Genomic DNA, 14,936 nt, shown 5'->3' with positions numbered 1-14,936 from the left:
TCCATAATGGTTGGTTCACGCGGGGGCGTTCGCCACCAGGGAGTTGTCGGGCAAATGAGACGATCGCAGGTGACGACCGTGTCATTGCTTGCGGCGCTGGCGCTGGCCGCCTGCACCAACGCCAAGGACGTCCTCGATCCTTCTGCCGTCAAGCCGCCGGCGGGTTCGGCCCAGGCTCTGCCGGCCACCCAGGGCACGTCGGCCACCGCATCGCCAACAACGACCACCGCGCCCGCGCCCACAGCGACCGCGGCGGCTTCAACGCCTGCCACGCCGGCTCAGGCCGCCGCCATCGCCAAGACCCGGCTGCAGGTAGCGCCGATCGTCGGCGCCTCGGTGGAGGCCGCAGCACCCTTGACGGCGGAATTGCAGACGCGCGCCAGGCAGCGCGGCGTGACCCTTGTCGGCAGCACCGACCAGACGGCGACGCATGTGCTGAAGGGTTATTTCTCGACGATGTCCGAAGGCAAGGACACCACAGTCATCTATGTCTGGGATATCTACGATCCGTCGGGCAACCGCCTGCATCGCATCAATGGCCAGCAGAAAGCGGTTTCCGTCGGCAGCGGCGAAGGCTGGCCGGCGGTAGCGCCGGCCACCATGCAGGCCATCGCCGACCAGACGATCGACCAGTTCACCGCGTGGCTCGGCAGCGGCGGCGCCGGTTGATCGACCAACCTGTTGCCGGCTTGCGATCCAGCCGGCCTTTGTTGCGCCTTGTCGAACGATTCCCGATCACGAGGCTTGCAATACCGGCGCGGGCCGCTAAAAGCCCGGCATAAAGGCTCATGAGAGTCTGTCCGGTCTCTCCATCCTTCACCAGGAACGGTGCATGAAGCTTTTTGCGGGCAATTCCAACAGGGTGCTGGCCGAAGCGGTCGCTCGCTATCTCAACATCCCGCTGGGGAAGGCCAGCGTCAGGCGCTTCGCCGATCAGGAGATCTTCGTCGAGATCCAGGAGAACGTGCGCGGCGAGGATGTCTTCATCCTGCAGTCGACCTCCTATCCGACCAACGACCATCTGATGGAGCTGCTCATCATGATGGACGCGTTCATGCGCTCCTCGGCAAGGCGCATCACGGCGGTCATTCCCTATTTCGGCTACGCCAGGCAGGACCGCCGCGCATCAGGTCGCACGCCGATTTCGGCCAAGCTCGTCGCCAACATGATCACCCGCGCCGGCGCCGATCGCGTGCTGACGCTCGACCTCCACGCCGGCCAGATCCAGGGCTTCTTCGACATCCCGACCGACAATCTGTTCTCGGTGCCGGTGATGGCCCGGGATGTGAAGGCGAAATACAAGCAGCTCGGCAATGTCGTCGTCGTATCGCCCGACATCGGCGGCGTGGTGCGGGCGCGCGCGCTTGCAAAACGCTTCGATGCCCAGCTCGCCATCGTCGACAAGCGCCGCGAGCGGCCCGGCGAATCCGAGGTGATGAACATCATCGGCGCCGTCGCCGGCAAGGATTGCCTCTTGATCGACGACATCGTCGATTCCGGCGGCACGCTCTGCAACGCGGCCGATGCCTTGCTCGCCAACGGCGCGACTAGCGTCACTGCCTACATCACCCATGGCGTGCTCTCGGGCGGCGCCGTTGCCCGCATCAGTGGCTCGAAACTGCAGGAACTGGTGATCACCGATTCCATCCAGCCCAGCCAGGCCGTGCTCGACGCGCCCAACATCCGCGTCATCTCGATCGCCGACCTGATGGGCGAGGCGATCTCGCGCACGGCGACAGAAGAATCGGTCTCGAGCCTGTTCGACTAGACCGCGCCGCTGCTGGCCTGAACCGGGCCGCTTGATCGCTTTGCCCCCTCGCCTGACTCGCGCGCGCCGCGCATATAGCCGCGAGGCGAACTGCCGAGCATGCGCTTGAACATGGTGATGAACGCCGGCACGCTGTCATAGCCAAGATCGAACGCCACCCTGGTGATGGGCTCGCCGTCGGCGAGCCTCGGCAGCGCCGCGAACAGGCAGGCCTGCTGGCGCCAAGTGGAGAGCGACAGCCCGGTCTGGCGGTGGAAGGCGCGTGTGAAGGAGCGCCGGCTCATGCCAGCGGCATCCGCCCATTCGTCGATCGTCGCATGTGGCGAAGGCGCCGCGACAAAGCGCCGGCAGAGCGCCGCAAGCTTCGGATCCGACGGAAAAGGCAGGCCGAGCGGCCGCTCCGGCAGGTTCGGGATCTCATGCAGCAGGAGCCCCATGATCAGCCCGGCGCGTCCTTCGAGCTCGCCGCCCTGAGGCAGCTTCTCCGATTCCACGATCAGGCTGTGCATCAGCTCGGTGATGCCGACGACGCGCAAGCCCTCCGGCAGGCCGGGAATTGCATCCGGCACCACATAGACCGAGCGCATCGAGACGTCGCCCAGCATCTCGACCGAATGCTCGATGCCGGCCGGTATCCACATCGCATGGTCGGGCGGCACCATCCAGCGGCCGTGCTTGGTCGTCACCAGCACGACGCCGACAAGCGCATGCAGCAACTGGCTGCGGCTGTGGCGGTGCCGCGGCACGTGGTAGCCGTCGGGATATTCGGTCGGCAACGCGACCGCCGGCCCGACCGCCTGCTCCAGCCACTGCCAGCGGCTTTCATGCAGCCGGCCGAGCTCGGCGGCATCGCCCCTGAAGATTTCCCGGCCATGCGGCATTCGATGTGGCCCACTTGCGAAACTATTGGACCAAACCACGAAAGAAGTCGCCATTCAAGCCGATTATAAGACAAGCGGCCAATAAAGCTGGCTGGCTGCGGTTCGCCGCCAAAAACGACCCGGAGCATTGCCTTGACCGATACGACCGCCACCGCCGTCGCCACCCCAGCGCCGGCAAGCCACGCCTCGGCGCAAGCGACGGCCTTCACCGTCATTCTTGCGGTGAGCTTCTGCCACTGCGTCAACGACATCATGCAGTCGCTGCTTTCGGCGATCTATCCGCTGCTCAAAGAGAATTACGGTCTCGATTTCTGGCAGATCGGCCTTCTTACGTTCACTTTCCAGGTAACGGCCTCGCTGCTGCAGCCTGTGATCGGCATGATCACCGACAAGCGACCGATGCCCTATTCCTTGCCTTGGGGCATGGCCTCGTCACTGGTCGGGCTGGTGGTGCTTGCGCATGCCGGCCATTACTGGCTGCTCCTGATCGGCGCCTCGCTGATCGGTATCGGCTCGGCGATCTTCCATCCGGAATCCTCGCGCATCGCCCGCTTCGCCTCGGGCGGCCGCTTCGGTCTCGCGCAATCGCTGTTCCAGGTCGGCGGCAATTTCGGCCAGGCAATGGGCCCGCTGCTCGCCGCCTTCATCGTCGTGCCTTTCGGCCAGACCAGCATTTCCTGGTTCGCCGTCGGCTCGCTGATCGGCATCGTCGTGCTGTGGCAGGTTGGCGGCTGGTACAGCCGGCTGCGCGCCTCGATGGCCAGCCGCAAGCCGGCGGCTCACGTCTCGCCCTTCCCACGCAAAAAGGTCATGGGGGCATTGGCGGTGCTGACGCTGCTGGTGTTGAGCAAGAACGCCTATATCGCCTCGCTGTCCAGCTACTACACCTTCTACGCCATCCATAAGTTCGGCGTTTCGGTGCAGATGTCGCAGGTCATGCTCTTCCTGTTCCTCGGCGCCTCGGCGCTTGGCATCCTGCTCGGCGGCCCGTTCGGCGACCGCTACGGACAAAAGGCGATGATCTGGTTCTCGATCGTCGGCGTTCTGCCCTTCACGCTGGCGCTGCCTTACGCCAATCTGGAATGGACGATGGTGCTTACCGTTGTGATCGGCCTGATCCTGTCGTCGGCCTTCTCCAACATCGTCGTCTTCGCGCAGGAACTGGTTCCCGGCCGCGTCGGCATGATCGCCGGCATCTTCTTCGGCTTCGCCTTCGGCATGGGCGGCATCGCTGCGGCCGTGCTCGGCGTCATCGCCGACATGAAAGGCATCGACTTCGTCTACCACGTCTGCTCGTACCTGCCCTTCCTCGGCCTGCTGACCGTGTTCCTGCCGAACATGAAGGAGGCCAGGAAAGCCTGAGCCGGCCACTCCGGACGAGCTCCAGAGAGCAAAGCACCCGCGCGATGGCGGGTGCTTCTCTGGCGCTGGGACTCAGGCCTGGAAGAAAGCCAGGAGGTCGGCATTGATGACCTCCGCATGGGTCGTGGCCATACCGTGCGGAAGGCCCTTGTAGACTTTGAGCTCGCCCTTCTTGAGCAGCTTGATCGCGAGCAGCGCCGAATCCGCGATCGGCACGATCTGGTCGTCGTCGCCATGCATGACCAGCACCGGCACGTCGATCTTCTTCAGGTCCTCGGTGAAGTCGGTTTCCGAGAACGCCTTGATGCAGTCGTAATGCGCCTTGGCGCCGCCCATCATGCCCTGCCGCCACCAATTGTCGACCACACCTTCCGACACCGTCGCGCCTGGACGGTTGAAGCCGTAGAAAGGGCCGGCCGGAACGTCGCGGAAGAACTGGGCGCGGTTCGTCGTCAGCGCCGAGCGAAAGCCGTCGAACACTTCGATAGGCAAGCCACCGGGATTGGCAGCGGTCTTGAGCATGATCGGCGGCACCGCGCCGATCAGCACAGCCTTGGCGACACGGCCTCCGGAACCGTACTGCGCGACATAGCGCGCCACTTCGCCACCGCCGGTCGAATGCCCGACATGGATGGCGCTCTTGAGGTCGAGATGCGCAACCAGCGCCGTCACATCGGCGGCGTAGGTGTCCATCTCATTGCCGGTGTCAGTCTGGCTGGAGCGGCCATGGCCGCGGCGGTCATGGGCGATGACCCGATAGCCCTTGGAGAGGAAGAACAGCATCTGGGCATCCCAGTCGTCGCTGCTCAGTGGCCAGCCATGGTGGAAGACGACCGGCTGACCGGTGCCCCAATCCTTGTAGTAGATCTGCGTGCCGTCCTTGGTGGTGATCGTGCCGCTGCCCGAGCCGGCCTTCGCATGTGAAGCTTCAGTCATCTCAATCTCCGTTTTAGATGCCGCGATAAATGATATCGCGATAATGATATGTTTAGCGCAACGATGACTTCTTGTCCACGATAATATGTATCGCGATATGATTTTTTGTGCTAAAGAGCCTCACGACGTCGACAAAAGGATCATGGCGCGATGCCTCTGCCCCTGGACAATCAGCTCTGTTTCGCGCTCTACGCCACGAGCATGGCGATCAATCGTACCTACAAGCCCATGCTCGACGAGATGGGGATCACGTATCCCCAGTATCTCGTGCTCAATGCGCTTGGAGAGGCCGATGGCATGTCGGTCGGCACCATAGCGCGCCGGCTGGCGCTGGAATCGAGCACCGTCACGCCGCTGGTCAAGCGCATGGAGCAGGCGGGTCTGGTGACCCGCCAGCGCAGCCATGACGATGAGCGGCAGGTGCAGGTCGATCTCACCGCGGCAGGCCGGGCGCTGCTCACGCAATGCAGCTGTCTGGGCGAAACGCTGGTCGAGCGTTCAGGCATGACCTCGGCCGAGATCGATGCTCTCACGCGAAAAGTCCGGGCGTTGCGCGATGCGTTGAGCGGCGACCAATCGGCTGATGCTGCCTGACCTCCAAACGCCGGACAAAGTCTGCTTAGTGCAGGCTACGGCCCGCGTCCCATCGCAGGGGCGAGCCATTTCCGCCGCGGCTTGGCAGGCATCCTCGACAATGGTCCTTTCAAGACGGAACGTTCAAAATACTTGCTTGCTCCTCGCTGCTGACCGGCGGCAGTTGCGGCGCATCCAGCCCCTGGAACGGGTCGCGCCAGGCATCGATATGCTCGATCCGCCGATACCAGCGGCTGAGCGATGGATGGTCATCGAGCGGCAACCGGGCAGCATCATTGAACGCGAGAAAGGTCGCCATACGAAAGTCGGCATAGCAAACCGAATTGCCGACCAGCCATTGGCGCCCGCAAAGCTCTGCTTCAAGGATGGCGGCTGTCATGTGGAACTGCCTCAGCCCCTCCTCGACCAACGCCTTGTCGATCGGCCCCAGTCCCCAGCGCTGTTTCGTGCCGCGCTCGAAATGCACCATGTCGCAGGCCCTGACGAAATTCTCCTTGCCCCAGCTCAGCCAGCGGATCATCTGCGGCTCGTCGTCGCCGGTGCGCCAGAAATCCGAATGCATGTCGCGCGAGAGCCGGCAGGCGATCGCATCGGCTTCCCACAGGCTCCATCCTGGGCCGACCAGGATAGGCAAAGTCAAATTGGGGTTAAGCGCGCGGTAGCGCTCGGCCTGCCCCGGCGCCATGGGCGAGGCGAATTCGAAGGCGACATCGGCCTTCAGATAGCGCGCCGCCGCGACCGCGAGGCGAGGATTGGGATTGCGGCTAAACAGTAGTTTCATGTCGATCTCCAGTCCTTCGATTGCCTGCCAAGGACGTTTGAAACCGGCCCGATGCTACATGACGCATGCGGGCGGGACCCGGCGCAACTCGCCAGATCCGACTTTGCAGCGAAGCAACGCGTCGGCTATGCCTCCCCGACCGGATATCATCGCGCAGCCTCCATCCGACTGCCGATAAAACCGGACAACTCGTGCTACCTAATCCGGACAACTCATGTGCTTACGACACCTTGCGATCCAACGGCTTGCGCCCCTGCCCGCCTTCCGCTATAGAGCCGCCACCCGCGTAGACACCCTTGGAGGCAACGCGGAGGAAGGCCGGCCAGGCCTGCATGATCCCCGAAGCGTTTGGACAGCCAAAAGCGTTGGATCGACCATGCAAGGCCGCGACGGCTTTCGACGTTTACGGATGGGCTTGCCCGCCGCGAACGCTCCATAACACGCGAAAGGAAATGCCATGAGCCACGAGGCTTACGAGCTCAAGGCCGAAGCGCGCGAACAGGTCGGTAAGGGGTCCGCCCGTGCAGTTCGCCGCAACGGCAAAGTGCCTGCAGTTATTTACGGCGACAAGCAGCCCCCCCTGGCGATCGCCCTCAACTACAAGGACATCTTCTACAAGATCCACGGCGGCGGGTTTCTGACCACGATCGCTACGATCGATGTCGACGGCAAGAAGATCCAGGTCCTGCCCAAGGATTTTCAGCTCGACCCCGTCAAGGACTTCCCGGTCCATGTCGACTTCCTGCGCATCGGCAAGGACACCGAGGTCAATGTCGACGTGCCCGTCCACTTCATCAATGAGGACAAGTCGCCCGGCATCAAGCGCGGCGGCGTGCTCAACATCGTTCGTCACGAAGTCGAGTTCCACTGCCCTGCCAACGCGATCCCGGAATTCATCACCGTCGATCTCGCCGGCACCGAAATCGGCGACTCGATCCACATTTCGGCGGTTGCCCTGCCGGCCGGCGTCAAGCCGGTGATCTCCGATCGCGACTTCACCATCGCGACCATCGCCGGCTCCGCAGCAATGAAGCCGGAGACGGAGGAGACTGCCGAAGCGGCGGCGCCGGAAGCTGAGGCCGCTGAGGCCGAAGAGAAGTAATTCTCTCGGCGCCAGGAGACGACGATGCTTGTCTTTGCAGGCCTCGGCAATCCGGGCGCGAAATATCAGAACAACCGGCACAATGTCGGCTTCATGGCGGCGGACGCGATGGCCCGCCGCCATTCCTTTTCGCCCTGGTCGAAGAAGTTCCAGGGCCTGATCGCCGAGGGCGTCCTGGGCGGCGAGAAGATCCTTTTGATCAAGCCGCAGACCTTCATGAATTTGTCCGGCCAGTCGGTCGGCGAGGCGTTGCGCTTCTACAAACTCGATGCCGCCGCCCTCACCGTCTTCTACGACGAGATCGATCTTGCCGCCGGCAAGCTCAAGGTCAAGGTCGGCGGCGGTTCCGGCGGCCACAACGGCATCCGATCGCTCGACCAGCATGTCGGCAATGCCTATCGCCGGGTGCGCATCGGCGTCGGCCATCCTGGCGTCAAAGAGATGGTGCACGGCCATGTGCTCGGCGATTTCGCCAAGGCCGACCGTGAATGGCTCGACGTGTTGCTCGACGCGATCGCCGACGACGCCGCACTGCTGGCCAAGGGCGATGACAACTCCTTCATGAACCGCATCACCCTGGCGCTGCGCGAAAAGCTCGTGCCGACCGGCGATGACGATCGGCCTCCGCCCAAGGCGCCAAAACAGCAGAGCCATATCCGCCAGGCCCGCCCGCAGCAGCCGCCGGCGAAGGTTCCCGAGAGCGGGCCGATGGCCGCGATGCTGAAGAAGCTGTTCGGAAAAGACTGAGCGTCGAAACGATCATGCCAAGGGCTTGACGATCGTCCGCGCTTTCGCCCATAGCCCTCACCAAATCTCGAATTCCCGATAGGACCGGACGAACATGGGTTTCAAATGTGGCATCGTTGGCTTGCCCAACGTCGGCAAGTCGACGCTGTTCAACGCGTTGACCAGGACGGCTGCCGCGCAGGCCGCCAACTATCCTTTCTGCACCATCGAGCCGAACACCGGCGAGGTGGCGGTTCCGGACCCGCGGCTGCAGAAGATCGCCGCGATCGGCAAGTCGAAGGAGATCATCCCGACCCGCATCTCCTTCGTCGACATTGCCGGACTGGTGCGCGGCGCCTCCAAGGGCGAAGGTCTGGGCAACCAGTTCCTCGCCAACATCCGCGAGGTCGACGCCATCGTGCATGTACTGCGCTGCTTCGAGGATGACGACATCACCCATGTCGAGGGCCGCATCGATCCGGTCGCCGACGCCGAGACCGTCGAGACCGAGCTGATGCTCGCCGATCTCGAAAGCCTGGAGCGCCGCATCGTGCAGGTCCGCAAGCGCGCCGCCGGCAAGGACAAGGAAGCAATGACCGTTCTGCCGATGATGGAGGCGGCGCTCGAACTGCTGCAGGCAGGTCGCCCGACCCGCGTCCTGCTCAATGGCATCGCGGCGGAGGATCTGCGCATCCTGCAGGGCCTGAACCTGCTCACATCGCATCCCGTGCTCTATGTCTGCAACGTCGCTGAGGCGGACGCTGCCACGGGAAACGAGCATACAAAGGCGGTGGAGAAGATGGCCGCCGCGCAGGGCGCCGGCACGGTGGTGATCTCGGCGGCGATCGAGGCGGAAGTTGCCCAGCTTTCCGACGAGGAGGAAATGGAGTTCCTCGCCTCGATCGGCCTTGACGAGCCGGGCCTCAACAAGGTGATCCGCGCCGGCTACGAGCTCTTGCATCTGATCACCTATTTCACCGTCGGGCCCAAGGAGACGCGCGCCTGGACGATCCACAAGGGCGATAAGGCACCGCAAGCTGCCGGCGTCATTCACACCGACTTCGAACGTGGTTTCATCCGCGCCCAGACGATCTCCTACAACGACTTCGTCACGCTCGGCGGCGAAGTGGCGGCCAAGGAAGCCGGCAAGGCGCGCGACGAAGGCAAGGAGTATGTCGTCCAGGACGGCGACATCATGCTGTTCAAGTTCAACACCTGAGTGCCTGGCTGGCTCACCAGAAAGGACTTGACCAAATTGGCTCGGGCCTCCATCCGGGATGCCCGACCTTCGGGATCACGCGTTCGTCAACCGGATTGCCGACATGACCGGAAAGACCTGGGCCTATGAGGATTTCGTCGAGGGCGCCTCGCTCGACCTCGGCAGCAAGAATGTGAGCGCCGCCGAGATCATCGAGTTTGCCAGCGAATTCGATGCCCAGCCGATGCATCTCGACGAGGCGGCCGGCAAGGCCAGCATCCTGGGCGGCCTTTCGGCTTCGGGCTGGCACACTTGCGCGATGTTCATGCGCATGCTGTGCGATGCCTTCCTGCTCGATTCGACCTCGCAAGGCTCACCCGGCATCGAGCATGTCAAATGGAAGAAGCCGGTTCTGGCTGGTGACCGTCTCACCGGCAAGGTCACCGTGCTTTCCAAGCGCCAGTCCAAGTCGCGGCCGCAGATCGGCCTGGTCAGCATGCGCAGCGAGCTGTTCAACCAGCGCGGCGAATGCGTCTTCGAGCTTGAGAACACCGGCATGTTTCTGACCCGCGGGGCCGTCGCGTGACCCTGGACGAGTATTTCCTCATCGGCCAAACCGTCACCCTCGGCGCGCACAAATTCGAGGCCGACGAGATCAAGGCGTTCGCCAGGAAATACGATCCGCAAATCTTCCATGTCGACGAGGAGGCGGCGAAGAAGAGCATGCTTGGCGGTCTCTGCGCCTCCGGCTGGCACACCGCCGCCACCTGGATGAAATACAACCTCGAAAAGCGCATGGAGACCGAGGGCGTGCGTTGGACCGGTCCCGGCCCGCAGCCCGAATTCGGCCCCTCGCCCGGGTTTCGCAACCTCAAATGGCTGAAGCCGGTCTATGCCGGCGAAACCGTAACCTTCACCCGCACACCGCTTGCCCATCGACCCCTTGCCGGCCGCCCCGGCTGGAGCCTGCTCACGCTGCGTTCCGAAGGTTTCGACTCCACCGGCGACAAGGTTATCGAGTTCGACAGCGCGGTGCTGGTGAAAGTGGAATAGTGAATGGTGAGCCATTCATGAATGGTGAGCCATTCACCATTCACCATTCAACACTGATTAATGCCCCTCGAAGCCGATCAGCGTCCTCACCGGAACTCCGAGCGCTTCCAGCTTCTGGCGCCCGCCGAGATCCGGCAGGTCGATGACGAAGCAGGCGGCGACGATGTCGGCGCCGATCTGCCTGAGCAGCTTGACGGCCGCCTCCGCCGTGCCGCCGGTGGCGATCAGATCGTCGACCAGGATCACCTTCTCGCCTTGCGAGACGCCGTCCTTGTGCATTTCCATCTCGTCCAGACCGTATTCGAGGCTGTAGGCGACGCGCACGGTCTCGTAAGGCAGCTTGCCCTTCTTGCGGATCGGGACGAAACCCGCCGAAAGCTGATGCGCCACTGCGCCGCCCAGGATGAAGCCCCGCGCCTCGATGCCGGCAATCTTGTCGATCTTCAGCCCGGCGTAAGGATGCACAAGCTCGTCGATGGCGCGGCGAAAGGCGCGAGCGTCGCCGAGCAGCGTGGTGATATCCCGAAACAGGATGCCGGGTTTGGGGTAATCCGGAATGGTGCGGATGGCCGCAAGCAGCGTGTCTTCGAGCGAGGGTTTCATGAGACGAGCTCCGCGTGTCCGGCTGTCGGGTATAACGGCGTCGTCGCGCCCGGCGCAACGCAAACAACAACGGCTACCGCGATGGAGCCCGGGAGACAAGCGCATCCGGCAAAGGATCGGCATCGCCTGCCTTGCTCCCGTGCCGGCGCCGCAAGCGAAAAGGGCGCCCGCTGGCGCCCTTGCAGAAACGTCGGCGACGGACGGCTCACATGCCGAGGTCGGACCGCAGCTCGGATCGCGCCACCTCGAACTCGGTCTTGAAATCGGGCCGGCTGAGCAGGACCGCGGCGATCGCGCTGCCGGAAATCTTGCCCATCTCGACATCCGACGGATAGTGGATGCCGCCGACCACGCGGTTATGGGCATATTCGGCCGCGCGGGCCATGATCTCGGGCCGCTTCTCCGGCACCATGTCGGACAGGATGATGCCCATCATGGTGCCGACCGTCGCATGGCCCGACGGCCAGGAACCGGAATTCGACAGCTTCACCGCCGGTTTGACCAGATCACTGAGCTGATGCGGACGCGGCCGCTTCCAGACATCCTTGGCCGGATCGACGACCGCGCCTTCGGTCGCCACCACGCGGTCGAAGAAGGCGCTGAACTTCGGCAGCGTCTCCTTGCTGAATTTCGGTCCCATGACATCGGCGAAGCGCCAGACATCCTCTTCGGCATCGGCGATAGCACGCTTTTCCATTTCGGGCGTGCGCGTCACTTGCAGGGTCAGCACCTCGCCGAGTTCTGCCTTGGTCTCGGCCGAATCATTGGCCGGCGGCGGCGGCAGGATCATCGTCAGGTCGATGTCCTTGTTGGTGACGAAGGGCTGGGCGTCCTCGGCGCGGACTGCCGAGGAGGCGACAAGAAGCAGCACCACGGCTGCAAGCGGCGCAAGTCTTTTCATGGGAACGATCCTTTGAGGTGAGCCAACGCAGGATCGCGATGCGCAATGACAGCCATGTGACACGGCCGGATCAAAGCGGTCCCGAAATATGAAAAGGGCGCCTTTGCGGCGCCCCTCGAAAGTGTCGGACCGATCGCGGCTCAGTGCGCCACTTCGGCCCACACCTTGCGCTTGGTCAGGTAGACCAGCGCGCCGAACAGCAGCAGGAACACCAGCACGCGGAAGCCGGTCTTCTTGCGCTCTTCGAGATGCGGCTCGGCGGCCCACATCAGGAACGCCGACACGTCGCGCGAATATTGGTCGACCGTCTGCGGCGAGCCGTCGTCATAGGTCACCTGGCCGTCGGAAAGCGGCTTCGGCATCTTCAGCGACACGCCGGACAGGAAGTATGGATTGTAGTGCGTGCCTTCGGGGATGACCATGCCGGCCGGCGGCGTCTGGTCGTAGCCGGTGAGCAGCGAGTGGATGTAGTCCGGGCCGCCCTGAGCATACTGGGTGAAGATGTCGAAGATGAAACGCGGAAAGCCGCGCTCGACGCCGCGCGCCTTGGCGAGCAGCGACATGTCGGGCGGAGCGGCGCCGCCATTGGCGGACGCGGCGGCCTGTTCGTTCGGGAAGGGCGACGGGAAGTGATCCGACGGCTTGCCCGGGCGGTCGAACATGTCGCCGGCATCGTTCGGGCCGTCATGGATGGTGTACTCGGCGGCAAGCGTCTTGACCTGCGCTTCCGAGTAGCCGAGGCCTTCCAGCGTGCGGAACGCCACCAGGTTCATCGAGTGGCAGGCCGAGCAGACTTCCTTGTAGACCTTCAGGCCGCGCTGCAGCTGGGCCTTGTCGTAGGTGCCGAACGGCCCGGCGAAGCTCCAGCTCATTTCCTTCGGTTCATTGATCGGGAAATGCGTCGGGGCCGCCGCGTTGTGTTCCTCTTCGGCGGCGATGGCAGCGGTGCCCGCGACCACCAGGCCAAGCAGCGCCAGCGCGGTGAGAATCTTCTTCATGCCAAATCCCCTCAGATTCTCAGCCCTTGGTTTCCGGCGCGCTGACCGCGCCTGCCGGATGCCCGCCGGCTCCCTTGTTTTTCTTTTCCAGCACCGCCTCGGTGATCGAGTTCGGCAGCCGCCGCGGCGTCTCGATCAGGCCGAGCACCGGCATCACGACCAGGAAGAAGGCGAAGTAGAACAGCGTCGCCATCTGCGCCATGAACACGTATGAGCCTTCCGCCGGCTGCGAGCCCAGCCACCCGAGCAGGATGGCGTCGGCCACGAACAGCCAGAAGAACAGTTTGTACCAGGGCCGGTAGACCGCCGAGCGCACCTTGGAGGTGTCGAGCCACGGCACCAGGAACAGCATGGCGATGGCGCCGAACATACACAGCACGCCGCCGAGCTTGGAGTTGATCGGCCCGATGTTGAAGGTGATGGCGCGCAGGATCGCGTAGAACGGCAGGAAGTACCATTCCGGAACGATGTGGGCCGGCGTCTTCAGCGGATTGGCGACCGTGTAGTTGTCCGGATGGCCGAGGTAGTTCGGCAGGTAGAAGACGAAATAGGCGAAGAAGAACAGGAACACGATCATGCCGAACGCGTCCTTGATGGTCGCATAGGGCGTGAAGGCGACGGTGTCGGTCTTCGACTTGACCTCAATGCCGGTCGGGTTCGACTGGCCGACGACATGCAGCGCCCAGACGTGCAGCACGACGACGCCGGCGATCATGAACGGCAACAGGTAATGCAGGGCGAAGAAGCGGTTCAGCGTCGGATTGTCGACGGCGAAGCCGCCGAGCAGCAGTTCCTGGATCCAGTTGCCGACCAGCGGGATGGCGCTGAAGAAGCCGGTGATGACGGTGGCGCCCCAGAAGCTCATCTGTCCCCATGGCAGCACATAGCCCATGAAGCCGGTAGCCATCATCAGGAGGTAGATGATGCAGCCGAGGATCCAGAGCAGCTCGCGCGGCGCCTTGTAGGAGCCGTAGAACAGCCCGCGGAAGATGTGGATGTAGACGGCCACGAAGAAGAACGAGGCGCCGTTGGAATGGAGATAGCGCAACAGCCATCCCGAATTCACGTCGCGCATGATCTTCTCGACCGAATCGAAGGCGAGTGTGGTGTCGGACGTGTAGTGCATGGCCAGCACGATGCCGGTGAGGATCTGCGATACCAGCATGATCGACAGGATGCCGCCGAACGTCCACATGTAGTTGAGGTTGCGCGGCACCGGATAGGCAATGAAGCTGTCATAGACAAGCCGGGGAAGCGGCATACGGGCGTCGAACCAGCGTCCGAGACCCGTCTTCGGTGTGTAGGTGGAGTGTCCCTCGCTCATCGAAATATCCCCCTGCCTCAACCGATAAGGATCTTGGTATCGGAAATGAATTTAAACACCGGGATCGCCATGTTCTCCGGCGCCGGGCCTTTGCGGATGCGGCCGGCGGTATCGTACACCGAGCCGTGGCACGGGCAGAACCAGCCGCCGAAATCGCCTTCCTGGCCGAGCGGGATGCAGCCGAGATGGGTGCAGACCTGCACCATGACCATCCAGGCTTCCTTGCCGGGCGTGGTGCGGTTGGCGTCGGTCGCCGGCGCATCGGCCGGCAAGTTGGCATTGCGGGCGATCGGATCCTTGAGATCGTTGAGGCTAACCGCCGCGCCGTCCTTCATTTCCTTGTCGGTGCGGTTGCGCACCACGACCGGCTTGCCGCGCCACTTGACGACCAGCGAGCTGCCGGGCTGCAGCGAGGAGACATCGACCTCGACAGAAGCCAGCGCCAGCGTCGAGGCATCCGGCTGCATCTGGTCGATGAACGGCCAGGCGACGGCCCCAGCGCCGACCACGCCGGCCATGCCGGTGGCGATGTAGAGAAAATCGCGACGGTTGGGATCGTGGATGTCGGTTGCGCTCACGGGTGCCTGATCCTTTCGCCTCTTTCCGTGCCGGCGGCCGAGCCTTGTCCCCGCTCAATCGCGCCGGCCCGACAGCGCATGGCGAACAGGCTAGCGAATTCCTCCGGCATTTGGAGGTTCGGTTTATGCGT

17 protein-coding genes are annotated in these 14,936 nt (G+C 63.4%); 9 read left to right on the top strand and 8 right to left on the bottom strand.

Annotated features, from left to right (window positions below; genetic code table 11):
* Positions 1–54: 54 nt before the first annotated feature.
* Both CK221_RS07835 and CK221_RS07830 read left to right on the top strand, forming a co-directional pair.
* Positions 55–669 carry a hypothetical protein gene (locus tag CK221_RS07835; RefSeq protein ID WP_066994385.1) on the top strand — a complete coding sequence of 205 codons (615 nt, stop codon included), beginning with the start codon at positions 55–57 and terminating at the stop codon, positions 667–669.
* A gap of 163 nt (positions 670–832) precedes the next feature.
* Positions 833–1,768 (top strand): ribose-phosphate pyrophosphokinase, encoded by a 936-nt coding sequence (locus tag CK221_RS07830; RefSeq protein ID WP_066994382.1) that lies wholly within the window; start codon positions 833–835, stop codon positions 1,766–1,768.
* On the opposite strand, the gene CK221_RS07825 is transcribed toward CK221_RS07830, so the two are convergent.
* Positions 1,765–2,649 carry a helix-turn-helix transcriptional regulator gene (locus CK221_RS07825; protein ID WP_095777306.1) on the bottom strand — a complete coding sequence of 295 codons (885 nt, stop codon included), beginning with the start codon at positions 2,647–2,649 and terminating at the stop codon, positions 1,765–1,767. The genes CK221_RS07830 and CK221_RS07825 overlap by 4 nt on opposite strands.
* Positions 2,650–2,781: 132 nt before the next feature.
* Here CK221_RS07825 and CK221_RS07820 point away from each other — a divergent pair, with 132 nt between their 5' ends.
* A complete protein-coding gene (locus CK221_RS07820; RefSeq protein WP_067327132.1) occupies positions 2,782–4,011 on the top strand; it encodes an MFS transporter in 1,230 nt (409 codons plus the stop codon).
* A gap of 72 nt (positions 4,012–4,083) precedes the next feature.
* On the opposite strand, the gene CK221_RS07815 is transcribed toward CK221_RS07820, so the two are convergent.
* Positions 4,084–4,947: an alpha/beta hydrolase gene (locus CK221_RS07815; RefSeq protein WP_095777304.1), complete on the bottom strand. Its 864-nt coding sequence runs from the start codon at positions 4,945–4,947 to the stop codon at positions 4,084–4,086.
* Between the two features lie 150 nt (positions 4,948–5,097).
* Between CK221_RS07815 and CK221_RS07810 the strand changes: the two genes are divergently transcribed.
* Complete coding sequence (locus CK221_RS07810; RefSeq protein WP_066994371.1) at positions 5,098–5,541, top strand: MarR family transcriptional regulator; 444 nt, start codon at positions 5,098–5,100, stop codon at positions 5,539–5,541.
* 109 nt (positions 5,542–5,650) lie between these two features.
* Here CK221_RS07810 and CK221_RS07805 read toward each other — a convergent pair whose 3' ends face one another.
* Entirely contained in the window at positions 5,651–6,322 is a 672-nt protein-coding gene (locus CK221_RS07805; protein ID WP_095777303.1) for a glutathione S-transferase family protein, read from the bottom strand.
* A 457-nt stretch (positions 6,323–6,779) separates the two neighbouring features.
* On the opposite strand from CK221_RS07805, the gene CK221_RS07800 reads away from it, so the two are divergent.
* The 5 genes from CK221_RS07800 (at position 6,780) to CK221_RS07780 (ending at position 10,401) form a co-directional block, all read left to right on the top strand.
* Positions 6,780–7,424 carry a 50S ribosomal protein L25/general stress protein Ctc gene (locus CK221_RS07800; protein ID WP_066994365.1) on the top strand — a complete coding sequence of 215 codons (645 nt, stop codon included), beginning with the start codon at positions 6,780–6,782 and terminating at the stop codon, positions 7,422–7,424.
* A gap of 24 nt (positions 7,425–7,448) precedes the next feature.
* On the top strand, positions 7,449–8,171 hold the full coding sequence (gene pth, locus CK221_RS07795) for an aminoacyl-tRNA hydrolase (RefSeq protein ID WP_095777302.1): 723 nt from the start codon (positions 7,449–7,451) through the stop codon (positions 8,169–8,171).
* Positions 8,172–8,265: 94 nt separating this feature from the next.
* Positions 8,266–9,369 (top strand): redox-regulated ATPase YchF, encoded by a 1,104-nt coding sequence (gene ychF / locus CK221_RS07790; RefSeq protein ID WP_095777301.1) that lies wholly within the window; start codon positions 8,266–8,268, stop codon positions 9,367–9,369.
* A gap of 103 nt (positions 9,370–9,472) precedes the next feature.
* A complete protein-coding gene (locus tag CK221_RS07785) occupies positions 9,473–9,934 on the top strand; it encodes a MaoC family dehydratase (protein ID WP_066994904.1) in 462 nt (153 codons plus the stop codon).
* Positions 9,931–10,401, top strand: a complete 471-nt coding sequence (locus tag CK221_RS07780; protein ID WP_095777300.1) for a MaoC family dehydratase — start codon at positions 9,931–9,933, stop codon at positions 10,399–10,401. The genes CK221_RS07785 and CK221_RS07780 overlap by 4 nt, the downstream gene beginning before the upstream one ends.
* A 57-nt stretch (positions 10,402–10,458) precedes the next feature.
* On the opposite strand, the gene CK221_RS07775 is transcribed toward CK221_RS07780, so the two are convergent.
* The 5 genes from CK221_RS07775 to petA form a co-directional block, all read right to left on the bottom strand.
* Positions 10,459–11,004, bottom strand: coding sequence for an adenine phosphoribosyltransferase (locus CK221_RS07775; protein ID WP_066994354.1), 546 nt, complete (start codon positions 11,002–11,004; stop codon positions 10,459–10,461).
* Between the two features lie 205 nt (positions 11,005–11,209).
* On the bottom strand, positions 11,210–11,905 hold the full coding sequence (locus CK221_RS07770; RefSeq protein ID WP_095777299.1) for a phosphatase PAP2 family protein: 696 nt from the start codon (positions 11,903–11,905) through the stop codon (positions 11,210–11,212).
* Positions 11,906–12,045: 140 nt separating this feature from the next.
* The gene (locus CK221_RS07765) at positions 12,046–12,903 is read right to left on the bottom strand and encodes a cytochrome c1 (RefSeq protein WP_066994348.1); all 858 of its coding nucleotides are present in this window, start codon (positions 12,901–12,903) and stop codon (positions 12,046–12,048) included.
* Between the two features lie 19 nt (positions 12,904–12,922).
* Complete coding sequence (locus CK221_RS07760; RefSeq protein ID WP_066994345.1) at positions 12,923–14,227, bottom strand: cytochrome b N-terminal domain-containing protein; 1,305 nt, start codon at positions 14,225–14,227, stop codon at positions 12,923–12,925.
* A gap of 17 nt (positions 14,228–14,244) precedes the next feature.
* Positions 14,245–14,805, bottom strand: coding sequence for a ubiquinol-cytochrome c reductase iron-sulfur subunit (gene petA / locus CK221_RS07755; RefSeq protein ID WP_066994342.1), 561 nt, complete (start codon positions 14,803–14,805; stop codon positions 14,245–14,247).
* Positions 14,806–14,936 lie beyond the last annotated feature (131 nt).

Origin of the sequence: Mesorhizobium sp. WSM3868 (assembly GCF_002294785.1) — a bacterium.
In the GTDB taxonomy this organism is placed as follows: Bacteria; Pseudomonadota; Alphaproteobacteria; order Rhizobiales; family Rhizobiaceae; genus Mesorhizobium.
The sequence above is the reverse complement of the archived record's forward strand: the minus strand, read 5'-3'. Positions and strand labels throughout refer to the sequence as shown.

Excerpts from the sequence above, each read along its gene's own strand:
- CK221_RS07835 (WP_066994385.1), top strand. The coding sequence starts at position 55 with ATGAGACGATCGCAGGTGACGACCGTGTCATTGCTTGCGGCGCTGGCG.
- CK221_RS07830 (WP_066994382.1), top strand. The coding sequence starts at position 833 with ATGAAGCTTTTTGCGGGCAATTCCAACAGGGTGCTGGCCGAAGCGGTC.
- CK221_RS07825 (WP_095777306.1), bottom strand. The coding sequence starts at position 2,649 with ATGCCGCATGGCCGGGAAATCTTCAGGGGCGATGCCGCCGAGCTCGGC.
- CK221_RS07815 (WP_095777304.1), bottom strand. The coding sequence starts at position 4,947 with ATGACTGAAGCTTCACATGCGAAGGCCGGCTCGGGCAGCGGCACGATC.
- CK221_RS07810 (WP_066994371.1), top strand. The coding sequence starts at position 5,098 with ATGCCTCTGCCCCTGGACAATCAGCTCTGTTTCGCGCTCTACGCCACG.
- CK221_RS07805 (WP_095777303.1), bottom strand. The coding sequence starts at position 6,322 with ATGAAACTACTGTTTAGCCGCAATCCCAATCCTCGCCTCGCGGTCGCG.
- CK221_RS07800 (WP_066994365.1), top strand. The coding sequence starts at position 6,780 with ATGAGCCACGAGGCTTACGAGCTCAAGGCCGAAGCGCGCGAACAGGTC.
- pth (WP_095777302.1), top strand. The coding sequence starts at position 7,449 with ATGCTTGTCTTTGCAGGCCTCGGCAATCCGGGCGCGAAATATCAGAAC.
- ychF (WP_095777301.1), top strand. The coding sequence starts at position 8,266 with ATGGGTTTCAAATGTGGCATCGTTGGCTTGCCCAACGTCGGCAAGTCG.
- CK221_RS07785 (WP_066994904.1), top strand. The coding sequence starts at position 9,473 with ATGACCGGAAAGACCTGGGCCTATGAGGATTTCGTCGAGGGCGCCTCG.
- CK221_RS07775 (WP_066994354.1), bottom strand. The coding sequence starts at position 11,004 with ATGAAACCCTCGCTCGAAGACACGCTGCTTGCGGCCATCCGCACCATT.
- CK221_RS07770 (WP_095777299.1), bottom strand. The coding sequence starts at position 11,905 with ATGAAAAGACTTGCGCCGCTTGCAGCCGTGGTGCTGCTTCTTGTCGCC.
- CK221_RS07765 (WP_066994348.1), bottom strand. The coding sequence starts at position 12,903 with ATGAAGAAGATTCTCACCGCGCTGGCGCTGCTTGGCCTGGTGGTCGCG.
- CK221_RS07760 (WP_066994345.1), bottom strand. The coding sequence starts at position 14,227 with ATGAGCGAGGGACACTCCACCTACACACCGAAGACGGGTCTCGGACGC.